Raw genomic sequence first — 18,412 nt, forward strand, 5'->3', positions numbered from 1 at the left:
CGGCCTCGGCCTCGACCGAGGACGCTCGCGGTCACGACGTCCCGACCGCCGCCACGAACCGCCGCCAGGCAGCACCCGATACCGCGACGACGGGCCCCGCATCCAGCTTGGAGTCCCGCACCAGCAGGTCGTCGTCGACACGCGCGCACTCGACGCACTCGGTGGTATTGGCACCGCTGTACGACGACTTGAACCAGCGGGTGGTCGGAAGGGGGACGGAACGGGCTTCGCTCATCGCCTGCATCCCTTCGGGCGGTCCGGTCACTCAGGGGGCTCGTCGAGGCCCCGCTCCATGAACCCATGGATCTTGTCCAAGCGCCGAGGGAAGTTCGCGGGAGAACCGATACTTGAGCAACACTTGAACTTATTGCTCCTTCGATCCGACAACTCGTCCAAGAGGACTCCCTGAACGGGCAGATGATCGAAGAATCCCGTCACGCCAAAAGCGCTCGGTCGTAGAGTGGACGCCACGTGAGGGGCAACCCTCAACTGTTTTCTAGGACTTCAGTTCTAGGGGAGAGAAGGGCAACCACACATGGCCAGGCGAGTTCACGTTCCCCCGGAGGCCGTGGGAAACCTCATCCGTCAGGCGTACGAAGCAGGCGGTCGATATCAGTGGGCCCGAGAAGCGTGGCGGAACTCCGAGGAGAGTGGCGCTTCCGTCATCGAGTTCGGCATCGAGGAGCAGGCCGCTCGCACCCAAGGTGTCCTGCGCCGAACGATCATGGACAACGGTTCGGGGATGGCTCCGGACGATCTGCTTGTCTTCCTGTCGTCCTTCGGTGGTGGTGGTAAGCCGATCGGCGTGGACGGGAACTTCGGGCAGGGCTTCAAGTCCTCGGTGCTCCCGTGGAACCCGTACGGCGTGGTTGTCATCAGCTACACCGAGGAGGAGCCCGACGGGTACATGGTCTGGATCCATCGCGAAGGAGACAGCTACACGTTCCGCGAGTGGGATGTGTACGACGAGGAGGACGAGACCTACCTGGGGCGGCAGGATGTGATTCCTCCCTACCTGGACGAGGAGCACGGCTGCGACTGGCGGCGGGTACGCCCCGACTGGATGAAGACGGGGACCGTCATGGTTCTTCTCGGAGCGTCGGCTGCCAGCGACACGTGGAAGGGGGATCCTGACCCCGCTCGGAGCGAGAGCGTGGACGGGCTGGTCCGCTACCTCAACGGGCGGTTGATGGACGTCCCCGAGCGGGACGGGAGTCGGGTCCGGACAACAGTGGTGGACCTCTACCGCAAGGGTCGCAGCGAACGTCGTGACAACAAGGACCGGACCGTGGAGTTGCCGGACGGCAGTTCCATGGTGTGGCGCCCGAGGCGGGTGTACGGCATGCGGCACTACATCCCATCCACACCTTTGCGAGGCGAAGTCGTCGTGGACGAGCACGGGACCGTCGCCGAGTGGTTCTACGTTGCCGAACCGGACGCCCCGGTCGGTGGCGGCGTCGACTACATCGACCAACATCCCGTGGTGGTCGTGGACTACCAGGGCGAGGCGTACCACGCCGACCACACCAAGAGTCGCTACAGGCAGTTCGGCATAACGGACGAGATCAAAGGTCGCACGTGGTTGATCGTTCGCCCCCCGGTCTTCAGCGACAGCAGGCCGACCGAGTGGGGCGTTCTGACCCAGGCGTCCAGGCATATCCTCATGGCCAAGGGCGGTGCCGAACTTCCCTGGGACGAGTGGGGGGACGCGTTCTTCGAAGCCTTTCCCGAGCCGCTGAAGAAGGCGTTGGACTCGGCGCGTGCTTCGAGCGGTTCACGTGCGGACGGCACCATGGGAAAGAACCTGACCCGCATTCTTGATCGGCTGAACCCACGTTTCAAGGCGTCCCGGACGACGGCTTCCTCCGGGGGCCGGGTTCCAGGAATCCTTGCCGGTGCGGCTGTGGCCGGCACCCGCTCCCGTAACAGCGCGGACGCGAAGGAGAAGCCGGCCCTGGGACGCAGGAGCGGCCCTGAAAGCCGCATCCTGGTGCCGACTCGTGGCGGCGGCGCCCAAGGTGCTGCTGCCAGGATGCGAGGCGGATATCCGGCCTTCCGCTGGGAAACGTTCGACGCCAAGGAAGCGAAGTTCCTGGCCAGGTATGCGCAGAACGAAACGATGGACGTAGAAGGGTTCGAGCACCGGGGAGTCGTCCATCTCAACTCTGCGCATCCTGTGTTCCAGCAGGAGTTCAACCACTGGACCCGAAACGTGTGGCCCAAGGCGACCTCCGACAACGTGCAGCAGCTGGTGCAGCGCGTCTACGGAGAAGAGGCCGTGGCACATGTGGTGCACGCCCAGAGCCTCAACGGCACCCTCGTCGCGAGGACGGAGGACGGCGAGGCAGTGGCGATCGGCCGGGAGGACGTCAGCGAGCTTCTCACGCCACAGGCCCTGTCCGCAGCGTTGCTGGGCCTGATCAACGTCGAGCAGCGCATCCTGACCCAGGGCGGCGGCTTGTTCGGCAGCAGGTCGAACGCCTGATCGGGCATGTGTTCGCTCCGCGTCGACAGCGGCGCGGAGCGACACGCCTGTCCCGACGCTCAGACCGAGGCCAGATGTTGATGGATGTGCCTGGCCAACGCCTCTGAGAGACCGACCGGAACGGCATTTCCGATCTGGCGGGCGATTTGAATCTTCGAGCCGCACCATCGGAATTCCTCGGGAAAGCCCTGGATCAACGCCGCTTCGTAGTGGGTGATAGGGCGGTTTGCCGTGGGGTGGAGATAGCGTCCCTTTTCCGGCTTGAAGAATTCGGTGCGAATGGTCACAGCGGGAGAGTCGATCCGGAGGCGTCCCATCACATCCCCGGAGCCGCTGTCATGTCGGTCCCAACTGGCGGTCGAGAGCTCCACGACCTTGCCATCGATCACCGCGGTCCGTCCCCGGAGGGCATTCCTGTTCTGGCCGGGTCCGATTGCTCGGTACCTTGCCCGTGAGAGGGGAGTGGGGTTTCTGCCGATATGAAGATCTCTGGTGGTATATATTCCTGGCATGCTTGCACCCAGGATCTCGACTCTTGCGTCGGGAAGTTCTGTAGTGGCGGGCTCCACCGGAGTCTTCTTGAAGATATACTCGACCGTCTCCCACGGATGGCGTCCAGATGGGTCGAACAGTCCCTCCGGGGATTTCTTCTTCTCATGGGTAGGGCTCGGATGCTTCAGGGCGGGAAGATCCTTGTGGGTTGCGATTACGATCGCCCTGCGCCTCGCTTGGGGCACTCCGTAGTCGGCCGCATTGAGGACCTTCTGCTCCGTCAGAGTGTAATTTCGGAGGAGGCCCTTCATGTTCGAACCGAGTAGTGCCCTGTACTCGGCAGACTTGTAGAATCTGTCGACGTTCTCGATCACGAAAATCTTGGGTTCGAGGGCGGCGACAACCTTGACGTACTCCCGCCACAACTTGTTCCGTGGATCCAGGGGGTTCTCCGCGCCCAGCCCCGAGAATCCCTGGCAGGGAGGTCCGCCGAGGATGACATCGACCTTGCCCTTGTAGGGGGTCGGGTCCCACTCCTTGATATCGCCCGCAAAAACGTCGCAGCCGGTTTCTGCGTCGCCACCGAAGTTCGCCGCATAGGTCGCAGCCGCTGCTTGGTCGAATTCGACGGCAGCGATGGAGCGAAACGGTGAGCTTTGACCGGGTTCCGGCTTGTATGCGTGGAACCCTTGAGTGAAGCCGCCACAGCCGGCGAAGAGGTCTACGACGTTGATCGTGGCGTTGGTGCGGGCGGTCATGGGCGACAGACTACAGACATGTGAGCCGTACCCCGGGACCGGTTGCCGACCAACCTGCCTCCTTACCGGCCGTCTTGGCGCCTGTGCGGTTCATCACGTTCATCCGGCGGTCGAGGCGGCATGCAGGGCTGCGGCGATGGAGGTGCCGACCGTGCGGGCGACGGGAGGGGGGAAGGCGTTGCCGATCTGCTTGTAGCGTGCGGTCTTACCACCTGCGAACTGCCAATCGGGGGGAAATCCCTGTATCAGGGCGGCTTGGTGAGCCGTGAGCCTCGGGTAGCCGGTTCGCCCACCTCGTCCGACGCCGTGTTGCAGAACGAAGTCGGGGTCGGGAACGTCATCGCTCAGTGAGTTGCCGTTGACGGCGAGTTTCGCCCAGCTGTTCTTTGCCCGGTCCGGGCCCAGATCTCCACCGCCATGCTTCATCGATCCCCCGACGAGAGTCGGTGCGATGTCGTTCGCGAGCCGGGCCCATTCCTTCGCGCCCGTCCACCCTTTTGATCCCATGGAGTCTTCGAGTACCTCTCCTACCGTCGGAGGGAGCTCCCAATTCCCGAGCGGCAGGTTGAAGTGCTGGAAAGCATCCGGGCGCATTGCGACCACCACGGCTCGAACTCTCCGTTGGGGAACGCCGAAATTCTGGGCGTCAACAAGGTCCATGCGTACTGAATATCCCAAGTCCTGGAGGTCGGCGCTCAATTTCTCGCGGGTGTACTTGAATTTAGAGCTCTTGACGAGTTCGGAGACGTTTTCCAGCATTATCGCGCGAGGGTGAAGAGTCCGGGCCAGTCGTAGAGCTTCGGGCAGAAGATCCCGCTCGTCCGTGGAGCCGAGTTGTTTGCCGGCTATGGAGTAGGGCGTACAAGGGATGCCGCCGGATAGGAGATCTATCTGGCGTTGACCGATATGAGGGCCCGGCAGGAAGTCGCGGACATCGCCTTCGATGACCTTCCAACCGGGGCGATTCAGTCGGAGTGTGGCGCATGCATGAGGGTTCTGCTCCACCAGCCCGACGTGCTCGAAGCCGGCCTGTTCGAGTCCGATTGCCTGCCCCCCGCCGCCGGCGCAGATCTCCAACGTCGTGAGCCCATGGCCATCGAGCATGACTATCCCCCCACCTTGAGAATGCCTTGGGGGATTCTAGGTGATTGGCCCGTGGTTCCGATGGGTATTTGCGTCGGCCGAGGATCGCACGCGTGGCGGTCTGGCCCGTCTCTCGGCCTCCACCGCGTCGGCGACGGCCTGTGGGTCCTCGTGCTCCCAGTACCGGAGTACCAGCCATCCCGCGCTTTCGAGATGTGCAGTGGTCTCCCGGTCCCGCGCCATGTTCTTGTCGAGTTTGGTTCCCCACCATGCCGCATTGGACTTCGGTCGAGTGGCATGCTGCGGGCAGCCGTGCCAGAAGCACCCGTCCAGGAAGACGGCGATCTTCGCTCCGGGGAAGGCGACGTCGATCGTTCGTCGAGGCATGCCGGGAACGCGCACGTGGAGTCGGTAGCGGAGCCCCGCCGCGTGCAGCAGCTTCCGGACGGCCAACTCCGGGTTCGTGTTCCTTGCGGTCTGGCGACTCATACGGGCGGACACCGCAGGGGAGGAAGGCTCGACAGGATTCATGAGTGCTCCCTCCTCCCCGCCGTGGTGACCTACCGACCGACGGGTCGATCGATGATCGCCGACTCCTTCTGCCTCGAATCGATCGTACGGAAGCGTGCGAGGCCCTGGTGCCGGTCGGTGGCCGATGCCGGGGCCACCATCGCGAACGCCATGACGACCTTGCTCGGGTCCGCTATGCCGCCCGTGATCGGCTGGGTGCCGGATTCGATCACGGGGTACAGGACGAGGACACCGCGTCGCTCCCGTACCAGCGATTCGAGGAACGGGTCATCGGACGGTGGCCGAGCTCCCGCGATCCGCAAGGCGGCAGGACGATGCTTGGGCTCGCTGATGGCACCGAACAGTGGGCCTCGTCGCCGCGCGCGTGTCGCAAAGGTGAGCGGCCGCGAGCCCAGCAGCGAAGCCTCGACGCGGTCGGTGGCCGTCTGCTGTGGAACCACCACGAGCCAGTCGTCGATCTGCCCGGGAGTCCGTCCGAGCGAGTCGAGGTACTCCATATGCGGCGCGAAGTGGTCCGGTACCGACCAGCGAAGGCCTCGCAGGACCCCGAGAAGCTGCCCGTGGGACACCTCGGTCAGGAGAGCTTCGTACCTGCCATGGGGGCCCACCCCGGTGGAGGGGTATGTAAGTGTGGCCGGGGGGCCGCTCAGCGTGGACAGCAGGGGTTCCCAGAGCTCCACGTTGCGGCGGAGCTCCGGACCGGTCTCCGGATAGGCCGGCGGTTCCACCCATTCACCGGGAGTGCGGAGCTCCACCAGCTCCGCGTTGAACATCTTGTTCCTGGCCGACGGCTTGATCCAGGGCAGGTGCTGGGAGACGAGCGGCGGGACCTGGGCCGGGGTGAGCTGAGGGCGGCCGTCGACCAGTTCGGCGTACTGGGCGAGCTGCTCGCGGAACAGCTCCTCGTCGCGGCAGATGGCCTCGAACGCCTCGTACAGGTCCACCGTCTTCGTCTTCGTCAGCTGTTCCTCGCGGCCGATGAAGAGGCGCACCAGATCGCGGTAGCCCGGGCGGAAGCCGAACCAGCGGCCCATCTGCATGAGGGTGTCCGCCTGCTGCGTCGTGCGCCGGTAGTACGTGACCGTCAGGCCCTCCACCGTGAACCCGCGGGACAGTTTGGTGCCGCCGACCAGGATCTTCCAGACGTGCGGGGTGCGGTCGAAGTCCAGGTCGATCTGTTCGAAGTAGCGGTCCGTGTCACCGTTGACCACGACGACCGGGCTTCCGCCGGAGTTGATGAGCCGGCGGGCCTCGAAGACGTACGGCTTCAGTTCGGCGTACGAGGCCGGCATGGGCAGGTCCTCGGCGGCGTACCGCTGGAAGTCGCGCGTGAGCAGGTGCTCCAGACGGGCGTGGCCGTCGTGGCCCGTGTAGGCCGCGTTGTGCCACATGGTGTTGATGCGCAGGGCGAGGCCCGCGTGGTCGTCCATCCGGACGGACTCGTGGACGAGCATCGTGTGGTGGCGGAACGGGCCCTCGGGCACCCCGTGGCCGGCCCGGTAGAGCTTCAGGGCACCCGTGAGGAGGAAGGAGTCCATCGCCTCCTGGAGGCGGTCACCGGTGTCGTCGTAGATTCCCCGTACGTGGGTCTCCTCCGCCCTTCCGGTCGGGTCGTCGAGGTCGTGGAAGTCCTGAACCCCCATGTAGCCGGTCGGCCGGGGCAGGGAGATGAGGAAGTCCCGGGGGAAGATGTCCTCGCCGTCACCCGGATCGACGAAGACGTTGGCGAACGGGGTCGCCGTATAGCCGACGTACTGGGCGCGGGGGAGCAGTGACAGCAGCTCCGATATGAGTGCGTTGATGGCCGTGCGCGAGACCTTGCCGGCCTCCCACTTCTTCGGGTCCGTCGTGTTGACCGAAGCCTGGTCCGACTCGTCGTCGATGATCAGGGCCGGGATCTCGCCGAGCAGCGGGCCGATCCTCTTGAGGTCCTTGACGAGCTTCGTCAGTACGGCCTTGTTCTTCTTGACGACCATCACACGGGCCGCCGCGCGGTGCAGGTTCTCCGGGGCGTAGAGCGGAAGGGCGTGGGACTGCTTGTCGATCTCCAGCGCCCGGATGCCGCTGAGCAGTGACTTGTAGTCGTCGTCACGGGTCGTGAGGCGTTCGATGTCGAAGGCGCCCAGCGAGGAGGGGCGGCCGCCGTGGGAGACGAACTTCGCCGGCCAGTCCTCGTCGTCCTGATAGTCCACGTCGACCAGGGCGTCGAGGTCCTGCGGGTCGGCGCCGCGCAGGATGTTCTCCTGGCCCGTCAGCTCCATGTCGATACGGCGCTGCGTCTGGCCGCGAAGGAGGTTGAGCGTGCCGCCGAGGACGATCACCAGGCGGTACCCGGCGTCGATGGCCTTCGCCGTGACACCCGTGAAGTTGGCGGTCTTGCCCGACTGCACGTACCCGACGACCAGGCCGCGGGCGCTGTACGCCTCGGCGCGCGTGGGGTCCGCGAGGCGTTCCACGACCGCGTGCGACGCCTCGTCCAGCGAGGAGACGGCCGCGTCGCTCCAGCCCTTGCGACGCAGCAGCTTCTCGTACGACGGCCAGTAGAAGGAGCGGTTGGCGGCCGATTCGCGGGTGTACCACGGGTGGAAGTCGCGGCTGATGACGACGGCACCGGGCTCCTTGAAGACCGGGACCGCGGCGTCCAGTGCCTTGCGCAGGTCGGCGCCGAAGCCGAGGCGGTTGTACGTGTCGGTGCGCCGTTCGTCCGTACGCGGCCGGGCGTCGGACCAGGTGGCGTGCTCGTCGAGGTCCCAGGCGGTCAGCGAGCGGTGCCACAGTGCGGTGAGCTCGTCACCGGCGCCGGCGGTCATCAGACGGTCGCGGAAGTGCGTCAGGGCGGTGTCCGCCGGTTCCTCGGCCTCGGAGAGCGTGAAGGCCAGCTTCGCGAACGGCTTCGGCCCGCGCCGCATCGCGGCCAGCACGTCGCCGTGGAGGTTGAGCAGGTGATCGGTCATTGCGCGTTCCTTCAGCGGCCGGTTTCGAAGCGGGCGATCTCACACTGGGCGGCCGACAGCAGGACGCTGTTCCACAGGGCCATCTCGTCGTCGCGCTGGGCACTGGAGCGGCCCATGCGGAAGTTCTTCTCCAGCATCAGGTAGAGCAGGCCCTTGAGTACGGGGGCGTCGTTCGAACCGGCGCGCCGGTCACCGTTGAACGCCTGCCGGAACTCCCTGTTGAGGCGGACGACGTGCTCCTCACGGTCGATGTCGAAGAAGGTGCCGTCCGGCAGGGCTTCCCAGCGGAAGGTGATGGGGTCCTCGCCCTCCAGTTCCGGCAGCTCGTCGCGGAGCACCCGCTTCAGTTTCGGGTCGATGCCCTTGCCCGGCGGGACGACCTCCTTGCGGTGGACCTCGGTGGAGCGCCGTGCGGCCTCGCGGTAGGTCGTCTCCGATTCGGCCAGGTACGCGGCGAAGGTGTGGCCGTCGGTGTCGGTGGCCTTCTCCAGGCCCCTGGCGAAGGCGGGCGTGACGTTCACACCGTCCTTCTTGACGGTCAGGGAGAAGACCTCGTTCGGCTGCGCGGGCAGGTCGATGGCGACGCGGGCCAGATTGTGGTGCGTCTCGCCGCTGCGCGTGCCGTTCCAGCCGCCGGCCTGGACGAGCCGGTCGTTGCGGTAGATGTAGAAACCCTGGCGGTCGGCCAGCGCACCGATGCCGCGGAAGGCGACGAGCGGGGACTTCGGGGGCCAGATATGGGCGCTCATCCGTACGTCGCCGACGCCCTCGACCGGTGCGGTGTACGTGCGTGGGTAGCCGGGGCGGCCCGGGACGCGGTAGCCGAAGGGGTCTATCGCCTCGATGCCGCGGTGGTCCAGCTCGTCGCGGGTGCGTACGTCCTCGACCACGATGTCGATGTGGAAGCCCTCGCGGCTCAGGAACCGGTGCAGATAGAGGCCGAGATGGGTCTCCAGGCGCTCGATGGTCTCGTTGAGGAAGCGGTCGGTCTGCCCCTCAATGATGGTCTCGAACGAGCGGACCCCGTCCCACCGGACGATGGTGCCGTGCCAGCCGATGACGCCGTCGTAACGGTCGATCAGGTTCTGGCAGTACTTGGCGTCGACGATGTCGCAGCTGAAGTCGGCCTGTGCCCGGGCGGTCAGCCAGCGGCGCCCGGTGGCAGGGCTTCGCTTGGTGCGGCTGACGACGGTCAGAGCGTTCGCGTGCGAGAGGGACGCCGCCTTCAGACCGGCGCCGAAGTGGCCGAGGGCCGAGTCGGCGTAGCCCTCCCGGCCGCCGACGGTCATGGCGACGTCCAGTTCGTCGTCGTTCATGCCCTTGCCGTCGTCGATCACGAGCAGGGAGACGAGCCGGTCCTCGTCGCGGAGGAAGCTGACCACGACGTTCTGCGCACCGGCGTCGATGGAATTGTCGATGAGGTCGGCGATGGCGGCCTCGAACCCGTACCCCTGGTGCGTCAGGGACTCCATGTAGCGGGCCGCGGGCGGGAGCCGCTTGCTGCCGCTGGTCGGTACGTCGTACTGCCACGCGGCACTGGGCTCGTAAGGCATGAATGTTCCTCGCACACACAGGTGACTGGGCCTGAGTGGGGGGAGGAGACACCAGTCGAACGGCAATTGTTAAGTGTGAAAATACTGCACGTAAGTGTGGAGAGACACAGAGTCCCCCGAAGTGACGAAAGAGTGCGGATTCCGGCCCGTGGTGCCGCACCGGCCCGGGGCCGGAGCCCCGGGGCCGGGCCCGTCGGGGTGTCAGCCGTTGTCGCAGCCCACGCCGTCGTTGTCGCGGTCCAGGTGGGGGGCGTAGCCCGGTTCGCCGCGGTGGACCGGGGCCGCTCCGGCCGCGCGGGCCGCCGCGCAGTTGCTGTAGTAGACGCTCCCGCCCCCGCTGTCGCTGTCGTCGGCCGGGACGTCGTCGTTGCCGGAGCTGTTGTCGACGGCGGCCCGACGGGTGGCGGTGACGGTGGCCGTCGCCGTGACGGTCGCGGTCGCGGTGACCGTCGGTGCGGGGGCCGGTGCGGCCGTGGGCGTCGCGGTCACCGTGGCGGTGGCCGTCACCGTGGTGGCCGGTGCGGGCCCGGCCGCCGGCTTCGTGCCGTCCCCGGAGCCCAGGGCCCCGCAGCCGGTGCCGATCAGCAGCAGGAGCAGTCCACCGCCCCAGACGCGCTTCATGCGGTGCGGCGGGCGCTGCGGCGCAGGGTGGTGGGCCGGTGCGGCGGCGGCGCCCGGGGTGAAGGGCTGCTGCTGGTACGGGTTGGTCATGGCGCGGTTCTCCCTCGCTCACACAGGGACTGGGACTGCGTGGGGGGAGTGTGGCCAGTCGACGGCCGTGGTGGTTGAGCGTGAAACTACTGGAGGCGTGGCAGGAAGAACAGGCGAAGGCCGGAAGTCGCCCCTGTGGACGTTTGTTCGGGTCTGCTGCCGCGCAGGACGCTGCCGCGCCCCCGCTCGTGAGCGGGGGCGCGGCGGGCGCCAGGTGCGGGCCGGGTCAGGAGAAGACGACCGAGCGCACCAGCAGACGGTCCGAGGCGCCGCCTCCCGGGCGCAGGGTGTAGAAGGTGTCGCCCGCGCAGCCGGCGGCCAGGAAGACCGTGGCCGACGCGTCGGTGAGGTTCTTCGGCGCGTACGCGGGCGGCAGGTCGTCGGAGCCGGCGCCCGGGAGGTTCACGCACTGGCCGCTCGGCGGGTCGAAGAAGAAGCCGACCGCCTCGTAGCCCTCGTCCGTCACGTACGTGTAGCGGAACTGGCCCGAGGCGGCCGAGGCCGGTCCGGGTACGGCGACGAGCAGCGTGAGGGCGCCGAGCGCGGCGGCCAGGGACGTACGAAGGCGGGGGCGGAGCCGGGAACGGAGACCGGGGCGAAGGCGCATGAGGACAACCCTTTGTTCCGGGGGTGGTTGGCTCCTCAGCGCTACCCGGCCGCCGCCCCGGAAAGAGGCGCGTCACCCGGACGCACTACGTCGTAACGTTTCCGCCTCACCCGATCGAGGAGGTCGCGGGGTCACGCCCGGGGCCGGCCGGTCGCGGCGGCCCCGGGGGCGGGGGCGCCCCGTCAGTGGTGCGCGGTGCCGTGGCACTCGCCGTACGGCGTGCCCGAGCCGCACCAGCAGGGAGCCGTCTTCGAGGGCGGCCACGGGGTCGCGAGACCGCGCGCCGCCAGGGTCGTGGCGTACTGCGGCAGCAGCGCCGCCGTCGAGGGCGACGCCGCCTCGGAGGCCGCGAACGCCTCGTACGACGGGACGGTGCCCTGCACGACGCCCAGGTTCGGGGTGCCCGCGGCGGCCAGTTCCCGCAGGGACGCCTCGATGTCGGTGAGGTGCGCGGCGTGCGTCGGGTACTCGGACTCCAGCTCCGGGTACGCCTCCAGCAGCTCGGCCAGCTCCTCGGCGGGCCACAGCAGCACCGCGACCGGGAACGGCCGCGACAGGGCCGTCCGGTACGAGCCGAGCTCGCTGCGCAGCCGGGTGATCTCCGCCCGCAGCTCCGCGGGGTCGGACGACCCCAGCGACCATAGGCGCTTGGGGTCGTGCAGCTCGTCCAGCGGCACCGCCCCCGTGTGGAGCCGGTCGGCCAGGACGTCCCAGTCGTCGTGCCGCGTCCCGAGCAGGCGGCGGACCCGGTGGCGGCCCATGAGGAGGGACTGCGACGCGTACGGGACCTCGTCGTCGATGGACGGGACCAGCAGGGTCGCCGCGGCCGTGAACGTCGCCTCCGACGCCTCCAGCTCGTCGTGCGCCTCCAGGGTCTCGGCGACGATCGCCCAGGCGGCCGCGTCGGCCGGGGCCGCCGCGCGGATGCCCTCGATGATGGCGCGGGCCTCGGCCTCGTGGCCGTACTCCCACAGGTTGGCGGCCTTCAGGGCCTTGATCAGGTGCGGGTCTTCCGGTTCGGTCGCGAGGAGGCTGTCGTACAGCGTGGTGGCACGGGTGCGGTCGCCGGCGAGTTCCAGATGGGCCGCGGCGCGCAGCAGCAGCGGCTCGTGGTCCGCCGGGTACTGGGCCGCGGTGCGCAGCAGACGCTCGGCTTCGGCGATGTGGGCGGCAGGCGTGTCGGGGCGCATGGTGGCTACCGTACTGCTGTGCGGGGCGCGGGGCGGAGACGTTCCGGCTCCCGCTCCCGTGAGTTGCCGGGCGAGCGGTTTCCGGGACCGGGCACGCGACCGGCCACCGGTCGCGGGGCCCGTCGGCGGGGCCGCCGCGGGACCCGGTCGACGGGTCACGGCCCGGTCGCGGACGGCCGCGCGCACCGGCCCGTCGCGGGGGAGAGAACCGGGGACGACCGGGAGAAGCCGGGCGGGAGCAGGGGGAAGGCCGGCGGGGAACGCCTCCGCGTTAGGGTCCCTGAGTGATCAGACGCAGGCCCCATTTGTTGTGGTTGCTCGTTCCGTTCGTCCTGTTCGCCGGGGCGCTGCCGCTGGTGAACAGGGTCGAGCCGGTTCTTCTCGGGCTGCCGTTCCTCTTCGTGTGGCTGCTCGCCGCGACCCTGGTGACGCCGGTCGCGGTCTGGCTCGCCTGGCGGGGGGACCACCGGTGAACGCCGCCGTCGCCACCTCGGTCTTCGGGGTCTTCATGGTCGCGACCGTCGCCCTCGGCCTGCTCGCGGTACGGGGACGGGGCGGCGGTGCGGGCGGCCTCGCCGAGTGGTCCGTCGGCGGGCGCAGCCTCGGCACCGTCTTCATCTGGGTGCTGATGGCGGGGGAGGGGTACACCAGCTTCAGCTATCTGGGCGCCGCGGGATGGGGCTACGACTACGGCGCACCGGTGCTCTACGTCGTCGCGTACATGTCGTGCGGATACGCGCTCGGGTACGTCGTGGGGCCGATGCTCTGGGGCTACGCGCGCAAGCACGGGCTCGTCGGCATCACCGACATGGTCGCCCACCGGTACGGCAGGCCATGGCTGGGGGCGGCGGTCGCCGTCCTCGCCACCGTCTTCCTGCTGCCGTACATCCAGCTCCAGATCACCGGTATGGGCGTGGTCCTGTCCGTCATCTCCTACGGGACGGTCGGGCTCGGCACCGCGTACTTCGTCGCCTTCGCCGTCACCACCGGCTTCGTCGTGGTCAGCGGTCTGCGCGGCAGCGCCTGGGTGTCCGTCCTCAAGGACGCGACGGTGATCGGGACGCTCGCCTTCCTCGCGGTCTACGTGCCCACGCACTACTTCGGCGGGTACGGGGACTTCCTCCACCGGGTCGTCACCGAGAAGCGCGAGTGGCTGACCCTCCCCGGCCACGGGGGAGGCGGCTTCGGCGTCGCCTGGTTCGCGACCACGACCCTGCTGAACGCCCTGACCGTCGTCATCTTCCCCACCACCGTCGCCGGCTACCTCGGCGCCCGCGACGCCGACGTGCTGCGCCGCAACGCCATCTGGCTGCCCGCCTACAACGTCCTCCTCTTCGTACCGATGCTGCTGGGGCTGGCGGCCGCGTTCGTGGTGCCCGGCCTGACCGGCGCCGATTCGAACCTGGCGCTGTTCCGGCTGGTCGTCGACTCGCTGCCCGCCTGGGCGGTCGGGCTGATCGGGGTCGCGGCGGCGCTGTCCTCGATCGTCCCCATGGCCGTCTTCATGCTGGTCATCGGCACCATGTGGGGCCGCAGCGTGCTGTCCCTCGTGCCGAGGTGGCACGGCCGGGAGAAGGGCGCCTCACAGGTCGTCGTGGTGGCGGCGGGCGCACTGGCGCTCGTGCTGACGTACGCCGCGCCCAACACCCTGGTGCGGCTCTCGCTGATCTCGTACGAGGGGATGGCGCAGCTGCTGCCGATGCTGCTGCTCGGGCTGGTCTGGCGCAGGCTCACCCTCGCCGGGGCGGTGAGCGGTCTGGCCACCGGGGTCGCCGTGGTCTGCGCCCTCGTCTTCACCGGGAACGACCCGGTCGGCGGGGTCAACGCCGGGGTCGTGGCGCTGGCGGCCAACCTCGCGGTCGCGCTCGCGGTCACGTACGCGGGGCCGCGTGACCGGGACGAGCGGCCGGACGAGGACGTGCTGGCCTACGAGAGGCTCACGGGCGCGGAGCCGCGCGCCGAGAAGACCGGGGCGACGCGGGAACCTGTCTGACCGTACGGTCGTCCTTCAGGTGTACGAGAGGATGCGCGCCTGAGGGCACGAGGGTGCGCCCGGGAGGGGAGGGACAGTGACGGGTCTGCTGCGCTCCGTCGGTCTGCTGCTCTTCCTGCTCACCGAGGTGCTGCTCATCGAAGGCGGCGGACTCTCCGCCGCCGTCGCCCTCGCCGCCACGGCCGCCGCGGGTTCCGCGCTCGTCGTGTGCGCCCTCATCAGCGCGCGCACGGTTCCTGCCGTACCGCCGACCCGGGTGCGCACCGCCATCCGCGACCGTGAGCAGCGCACGGCCTTCCTGCCGCAGCGCGACCCCGACGCGTCGGGGCGCAGGCGGCCCCGGGCGCCCGGACGTCTCCTTCCGACGACCGCGTAGGGCGCCTTCCCCCAACGGCCCGCCCTGTCCCGGACCTGGTCCGGACCTCCGGCCCGGTGACGGCCCAAGCCGGACCAGGCCCCGGGCCAGAGGCCCCCGTGACCCGGACTCCCGTGAACCGGACTCCCGGGATTCCGGGCTCCGCACGGGGCCCGGGCTCCCGGGCTCCCGGGCTTCCGGGCTTCTTCGAGGGGGCTCTGGCTCCCGGGCTCCGCACGGGGCCCGGGAGCCGTGTCCCGCTACGGCCCGCCCTCGCGGTTCGTCATGCCGACCCGTATGTCTTCCCGGCACGACGAGACCCCTCGGAGGGCTCCCCCATGTCCGTTTTCGCCTCGCTGGTCGAGCAGCTCGCCGACCTGCTCCAGCCCCTCTTCGGCGCGTCGGCCACCGCCGCCGCCATCGTCGCCTTCACCGTGCTCGTACGTCTGGCGATCCATCCGCTCTCCCGGGCCGCCGCGCGCGGCCAGAAGGCCAGGACCCGGCTCGCCCCGCAGGTCGCCGCCCTGCGCGAGAAGCACGGCAAGAACCCCGAGCGCCTCCAGAAGGCCATCCTCGAACTGCACGCCAAGGAGAAGGTGTCGCCGCTCGCCGGCTGCCTGCCGAGCCTGCTCCAGCTGCCCGCGTTCTTCCTGATGTACCACCTCTTCTCCGGCGGCAGGATGGCCGGCCACACGCTCCTCGCCGCGCCCCTCGACGGCCACTGGGCCGACGCGCTCGCGCACGGCGGGCCGTTCGGCGGGGCCGGGCTGGTCTACCTGGTGCTCTTCGCGCTCGTCGCCGCGGTCGCCACCTGGACGTACCGGCGCACCAAGCGGCAGATGGCCGCCTCGCCGGTGCCGCAGCAGGACATGCCCGGCATGGCGGCCGTCGGGGCCATGACCAAGGTGATGCCGCTGCTGTCCTTCGCCACCCTCATCACGGTCGCCGTCGTCCCGCTCGCCGCCGCGCTGTACGTCGTCACCAGCACCACGTGGACCGCCGTCGAGCGGGCGTTCCTGTACCGGGACGGGCCGGCGGCGGGGCCGGCCGCCATGGCGTAAGGGTCCAGTGGGTGAACGGGGTCTTGCGGGGTGCGCCGCCGTCTTGGAGGATCGACCGATCCACCGATGGCCGCACCCCATCGGCCGGGGCCTACCTCGACCAAGGGATCAAGACCATGAAGCTGCTGCGCGTGGGCACGGCGGGCGCCGAGCGGCCCGCCCTGCTCGACCAGGACGGCACCCTGCGGGATCTGACCGCGGTGGTGTCGGACATCGACGGGAACCTGCTCTCCGACGCGTCCGCGCTCGACCGGATCAGGGCGGCCGTCGGCGCCGGCGTGCTGCCCGCCCTCGACCCCGCCGGACTGCGCGTCGGCCCGCCGGTGGCCCGGATCGGCAAGGTCGTGTGCATCGGGCTGAACTACCACGACCACGCGGCCGAGACCGGTGCCGAGCCGCCCGCCGAGCCCGTCGTCTTCTTCAAGGCGGCGGACACGGTCGTGGGGCCGCACGACACCGTGCTCGTACCGCGCGGGAGCCGCAAGACCGACTGGGAGGTCGAGCTCGCGGTGGTCATCGGGCGTACGGTCCGCTATGCGGAGTCGGCCCAGAGCGCGCTCGCGCACGTGGCGGGGTACGCGGTGGCGCACGACGTCTCGGAGCGCGAGTTCCAGCTGGAGCGCGGCGGCACCTGGGACAAGGGCAAGAACTGCGAGACGTTCAACCCGCTGGGCCCGTGGCTGGTGACGGCGGACGAGGTGCCGGACCCGCAGGCCCTGTCGCTGAGGCTCTGGGTGAACGGCGAGCTGAAGCAGGACGGCAGCACCGCCGACCAGATCTTCCCCGTGGGGGAGGTGGTCCGCTACGTCAGCCGGTTCATGACCCTCTACCCGGGCGACGTCATCAACACCGGTACGCCCGCGGGCGTGGCGATGGGCCGGCCCGAGCCGAAGCCGTACCTGCGGGCGGGTGACGTGGTGGAGCTGGAGATCGACGGCCTCGGCCGCCAGCGGCAGGAGCTCAAGGACGCGTGAGCGCGGCCGGAAGGCCGCCCCGTCGGGGGGCCGGCCCCACGGCTGGGAGAGGGGCCGCTCCCGCCGGGGGCGGCCCCTTCGGTGTCACACCGCCGTGAACCGTTCCAGCGCCTCGACCACCAGCGCGTGGTCCTCCACCTGCGGCAGTCCCGAGACTGTCACGGAGCCGATCACGCCCGCGCCCTCGACCGTGAGCGGGAACGAACCGCCGTGGGCGGCGTAGACGTCGGGGTCCAGCCGGGAGTCCGCCTCGAAGGTCTTTCCCTTGGCCCGGAAGCGGGCGCCGACCAGCAGCGAGCTCTCGCCGTACCGTTCGACGACCCGGCGCTTGCGGTCGATCCAGGCGTCGTTGTCCGCGCTCGACCCGGGCAGCGCGCAGTGGAACAGCTGCTGGGCACCACGCCGGATGTCGACGGCCACCGGCGCCCGGCGGTCGCGGGCGAGCTCGACGAGCAGCGTCCCGAGCGTCCAGGCGTCCTCGTGGGTGAAGCGGGTCAGCGTCAGCCGGGCCTCCTGGGCCTCCAGCTCGGGGATGGCGGGAGCCTCGCTCACAGCGTCACCGCCACGCCGTCGCGGGCCGAGCGGCGCGCGGCCTCCAGGACGTCCAGCGCGGCCGCGGCCTCGTGGGCGGTGACCGGCGGGGCCGTGCCGTCGCGCAGCGCGGTGGCGATCGCCGCGTAGAAGGCCGGGTAGTCGCCCGGCAGCGTCGGCACCGGCTCGCCGCCACCGGTGAGCGGGGACTCCCCCTCACCCAGGCGGCCCCGGAGCGACTCGTCCTCGACGCCCCACGTGCCGTCCGCCGAGGGGCGCCTGCCCTCGCGCAGGTCGGCCTCCTGCGGGTCCAGGCCGTACTTCACCCAACCGGCCCGCGAGCCCAGCACCCGGAAGCGCGGGCCGAGCTGGGCGGTGGTGGCGCTGACGTGCAGGTGCGAACGCACTCCGCCGGCGTGGGTGATCGCGATGAACGTGTCGTCGTCGGCCTGGGCGCCCGGCCGGCGTACGTCCGACTCGGCGTAGACCCGCACGGCCGGACCGAAGAGCACCAGCGCCTGGTCGACGACATGGCTGCCCAGGTCGTACAGCAGGCCGCCGATCTCCTCCGGCGCCCCCGACTCCCGCCAGCCGCCCTTCAACCGCGGCCGCCAGCGCTCGAAGTTCGACTCGAAGCGCTGCACGTCGCCGAGAGCGCCCCGCTCGACGAGGGAGCGCAGGGTCAGGAAGTCGTTGTCCCAGCGGCGGTTCTGGAAGACGGAGAGCAGCAGCCCCCGCTCCTCGGCGAGCGAGGCCAGCGCCCGCGCCTCGGCGGCCGTGCCCGCGATCGGCTTGTCGACGACGACCGGGAGGCCCGCCTCCAGGGCGGCGGTCGCGACCGGGACATGGGTCTTGTTGGGGGAGGCGATGACGATGAGGTCGAGTGCGTCCGCGCGCTCCCACAGCTCGTCCGGCGAGGCCGCGAAGCGGACGTCCGGGAACTCCTCGCGGGCCTGCTCCCGCCGTTCCGGATTCGACGTGACGATCGTGTCCAGGGCCAGGCCCTCGGTGGCGGCGATCAGCGGGGCGTGGAACACGGAGCCCGCCAGGCCGTAGCCGACGAGTCCGACGCGCAGGGGGGTGCCGGTGCCAGTCATGCCACCCACTTAAGCAACGCTGTTGCCAAAGTGCAAG

At 69.5% G+C, this 18,412-nt stretch carries 17 protein-coding genes; 6 read left to right on the forward strand and 11 right to left on the reverse strand.

Annotated elements, in window-relative coordinates:
- Positions 1–31 precede the first annotated feature (31 nt).
- On the reverse strand, positions 32–235 hold the full coding sequence (locus tag PUR26_RS07460) for a DUF397 domain-containing protein (protein ID WP_329870422.1): 204 nt from the start codon (positions 233–235) through the stop codon (positions 32–34).
- 333 nt (positions 236–568) lie between these two features.
- Between PUR26_RS07460 and PUR26_RS07465 the strand changes: the two genes are divergently transcribed.
- Positions 569–2,485 carry a hypothetical protein gene (locus tag PUR26_RS07465; protein ID WP_329870423.1) on the forward strand — a complete coding sequence of 639 codons (1,917 nt, stop codon included), beginning with the start codon at positions 569–571 and terminating at the stop codon, positions 2,483–2,485.
- A gap of 59 nt (positions 2,486–2,544) precedes the next feature.
- Here the strand turns inward: PUR26_RS07465 and PUR26_RS07470 are convergent, their stop codons facing one another.
- The 8 genes from PUR26_RS07470 to PUR26_RS07505 form a co-directional block, all read right to left on the reverse strand.
- Positions 2,545–3,735 (reverse strand): DNA cytosine methyltransferase, encoded by a 1,191-nt coding sequence (locus PUR26_RS07470; RefSeq protein WP_329870424.1) that lies wholly within the window; start codon positions 3,733–3,735, stop codon positions 2,545–2,547.
- Between the two features lie 99 nt (positions 3,736–3,834).
- Positions 3,835–4,839, reverse strand: coding sequence for a DNA cytosine methyltransferase (locus PUR26_RS07475; protein WP_329870426.1), 1,005 nt, complete (start codon positions 4,837–4,839; stop codon positions 3,835–3,837).
- A 36-nt stretch (positions 4,840–4,875) separates the two neighbouring features.
- Positions 4,876–5,349, reverse strand: a complete 474-nt coding sequence (locus PUR26_RS07480) for a very short patch repair endonuclease (RefSeq protein ID WP_329870428.1) — start codon at positions 5,347–5,349, stop codon at positions 4,876–4,878.
- A 29-nt stretch (positions 5,350–5,378) separates the two neighbouring features.
- On the reverse strand, positions 5,379–8,303 hold the full coding sequence (locus PUR26_RS07485) for a Z1 domain-containing protein (RefSeq protein ID WP_329870430.1): 2,925 nt from the start codon (positions 8,301–8,303) through the stop codon (positions 5,379–5,381).
- A gap of 11 nt (positions 8,304–8,314) precedes the next feature.
- Entirely contained in the window at positions 8,315–9,856 is a 1,542-nt protein-coding gene (locus PUR26_RS07490) for an ATP-binding protein (RefSeq protein WP_329870432.1), read from the reverse strand.
- 201 nt (positions 9,857–10,057) lie between these two features.
- Positions 10,058–10,567, reverse strand: a complete 510-nt coding sequence (locus PUR26_RS07495) for an excalibur calcium-binding domain-containing protein (protein WP_443077000.1) — start codon at positions 10,565–10,567, stop codon at positions 10,058–10,060.
- A 226-nt stretch (positions 10,568–10,793) separates the two neighbouring features.
- Positions 10,794–11,174: a hypothetical protein gene (locus tag PUR26_RS07500; protein WP_329870434.1), complete on the reverse strand. Its 381-nt coding sequence runs from the start codon at positions 11,172–11,174 to the stop codon at positions 10,794–10,796.
- Between the two features lie 182 nt (positions 11,175–11,356).
- Positions 11,357–12,364 (reverse strand): SEC-C domain-containing protein, encoded by a 1,008-nt coding sequence (locus PUR26_RS07505; RefSeq protein WP_329870436.1) that lies wholly within the window; start codon positions 12,362–12,364, stop codon positions 11,357–11,359.
- A 284-nt stretch (positions 12,365–12,648) separates the two neighbouring features.
- Between PUR26_RS07505 and PUR26_RS07510 the strand changes: the two genes are divergently transcribed.
- The 5 genes from PUR26_RS07510 (at position 12,649) to PUR26_RS07530 (ending at position 16,747) form a co-directional block, all read left to right on the forward strand.
- Entirely contained in the window at positions 12,649–12,837 is a 189-nt protein-coding gene (locus tag PUR26_RS07510; protein ID WP_329870437.1) for a DUF3311 domain-containing protein, read from the forward strand.
- Positions 12,834–14,357 carry a sodium:solute symporter family protein gene (locus tag PUR26_RS07515; protein ID WP_329870439.1) on the forward strand — a complete coding sequence of 508 codons (1,524 nt, stop codon included), beginning with the start codon at positions 12,834–12,836 and terminating at the stop codon, positions 14,355–14,357. Before PUR26_RS07510 ends, PUR26_RS07515 begins: the two co-directional genes overlap by 4 nt.
- A gap of 76 nt (positions 14,358–14,433) precedes the next feature.
- Positions 14,434–14,733 (forward strand): DUF6412 domain-containing protein, encoded by a 300-nt coding sequence (locus tag PUR26_RS07520; RefSeq protein WP_329870440.1) that lies wholly within the window; start codon positions 14,434–14,436, stop codon positions 14,731–14,733.
- 317 nt (positions 14,734–15,050) lie between these two features.
- Positions 15,051–15,773, forward strand: a complete 723-nt coding sequence (locus tag PUR26_RS07525; RefSeq protein WP_329870442.1) for a YidC/Oxa1 family membrane protein insertase — start codon at positions 15,051–15,053, stop codon at positions 15,771–15,773.
- Between the two features lie 116 nt (positions 15,774–15,889).
- On the forward strand, positions 15,890–16,747 hold the full coding sequence (locus PUR26_RS07530) for a fumarylacetoacetate hydrolase family protein (protein WP_329870444.1): 858 nt from the start codon (positions 15,890–15,892) through the stop codon (positions 16,745–16,747).
- Between the two features lie 84 nt (positions 16,748–16,831).
- Here PUR26_RS07530 and PUR26_RS07535 read toward each other — a convergent pair whose 3' ends face one another.
- Positions 16,832–17,299: a heme-degrading domain-containing protein gene (locus PUR26_RS07535; protein WP_329870446.1), complete on the reverse strand. Its 468-nt coding sequence runs from the start codon at positions 17,297–17,299 to the stop codon at positions 16,832–16,834.
- Positions 17,296–18,375: a Gfo/Idh/MocA family oxidoreductase gene (locus PUR26_RS07540; protein ID WP_329870448.1), complete on the reverse strand. Its 1,080-nt coding sequence runs from the start codon at positions 18,373–18,375 to the stop codon at positions 17,296–17,298. Before PUR26_RS07540 ends, PUR26_RS07535 begins: the two co-directional genes overlap by 4 nt.
- Between the last annotated feature and the right edge of the window lie 37 nt (positions 18,376–18,412).

Origin of the sequence: Streptomyces sp. SP18CS02 (assembly GCF_036322365.1) — a bacterium.
In the GTDB taxonomy this organism is placed as follows: Bacteria; Actinomycetota; Actinomycetes; order Streptomycetales; family Streptomycetaceae; genus Streptomyces.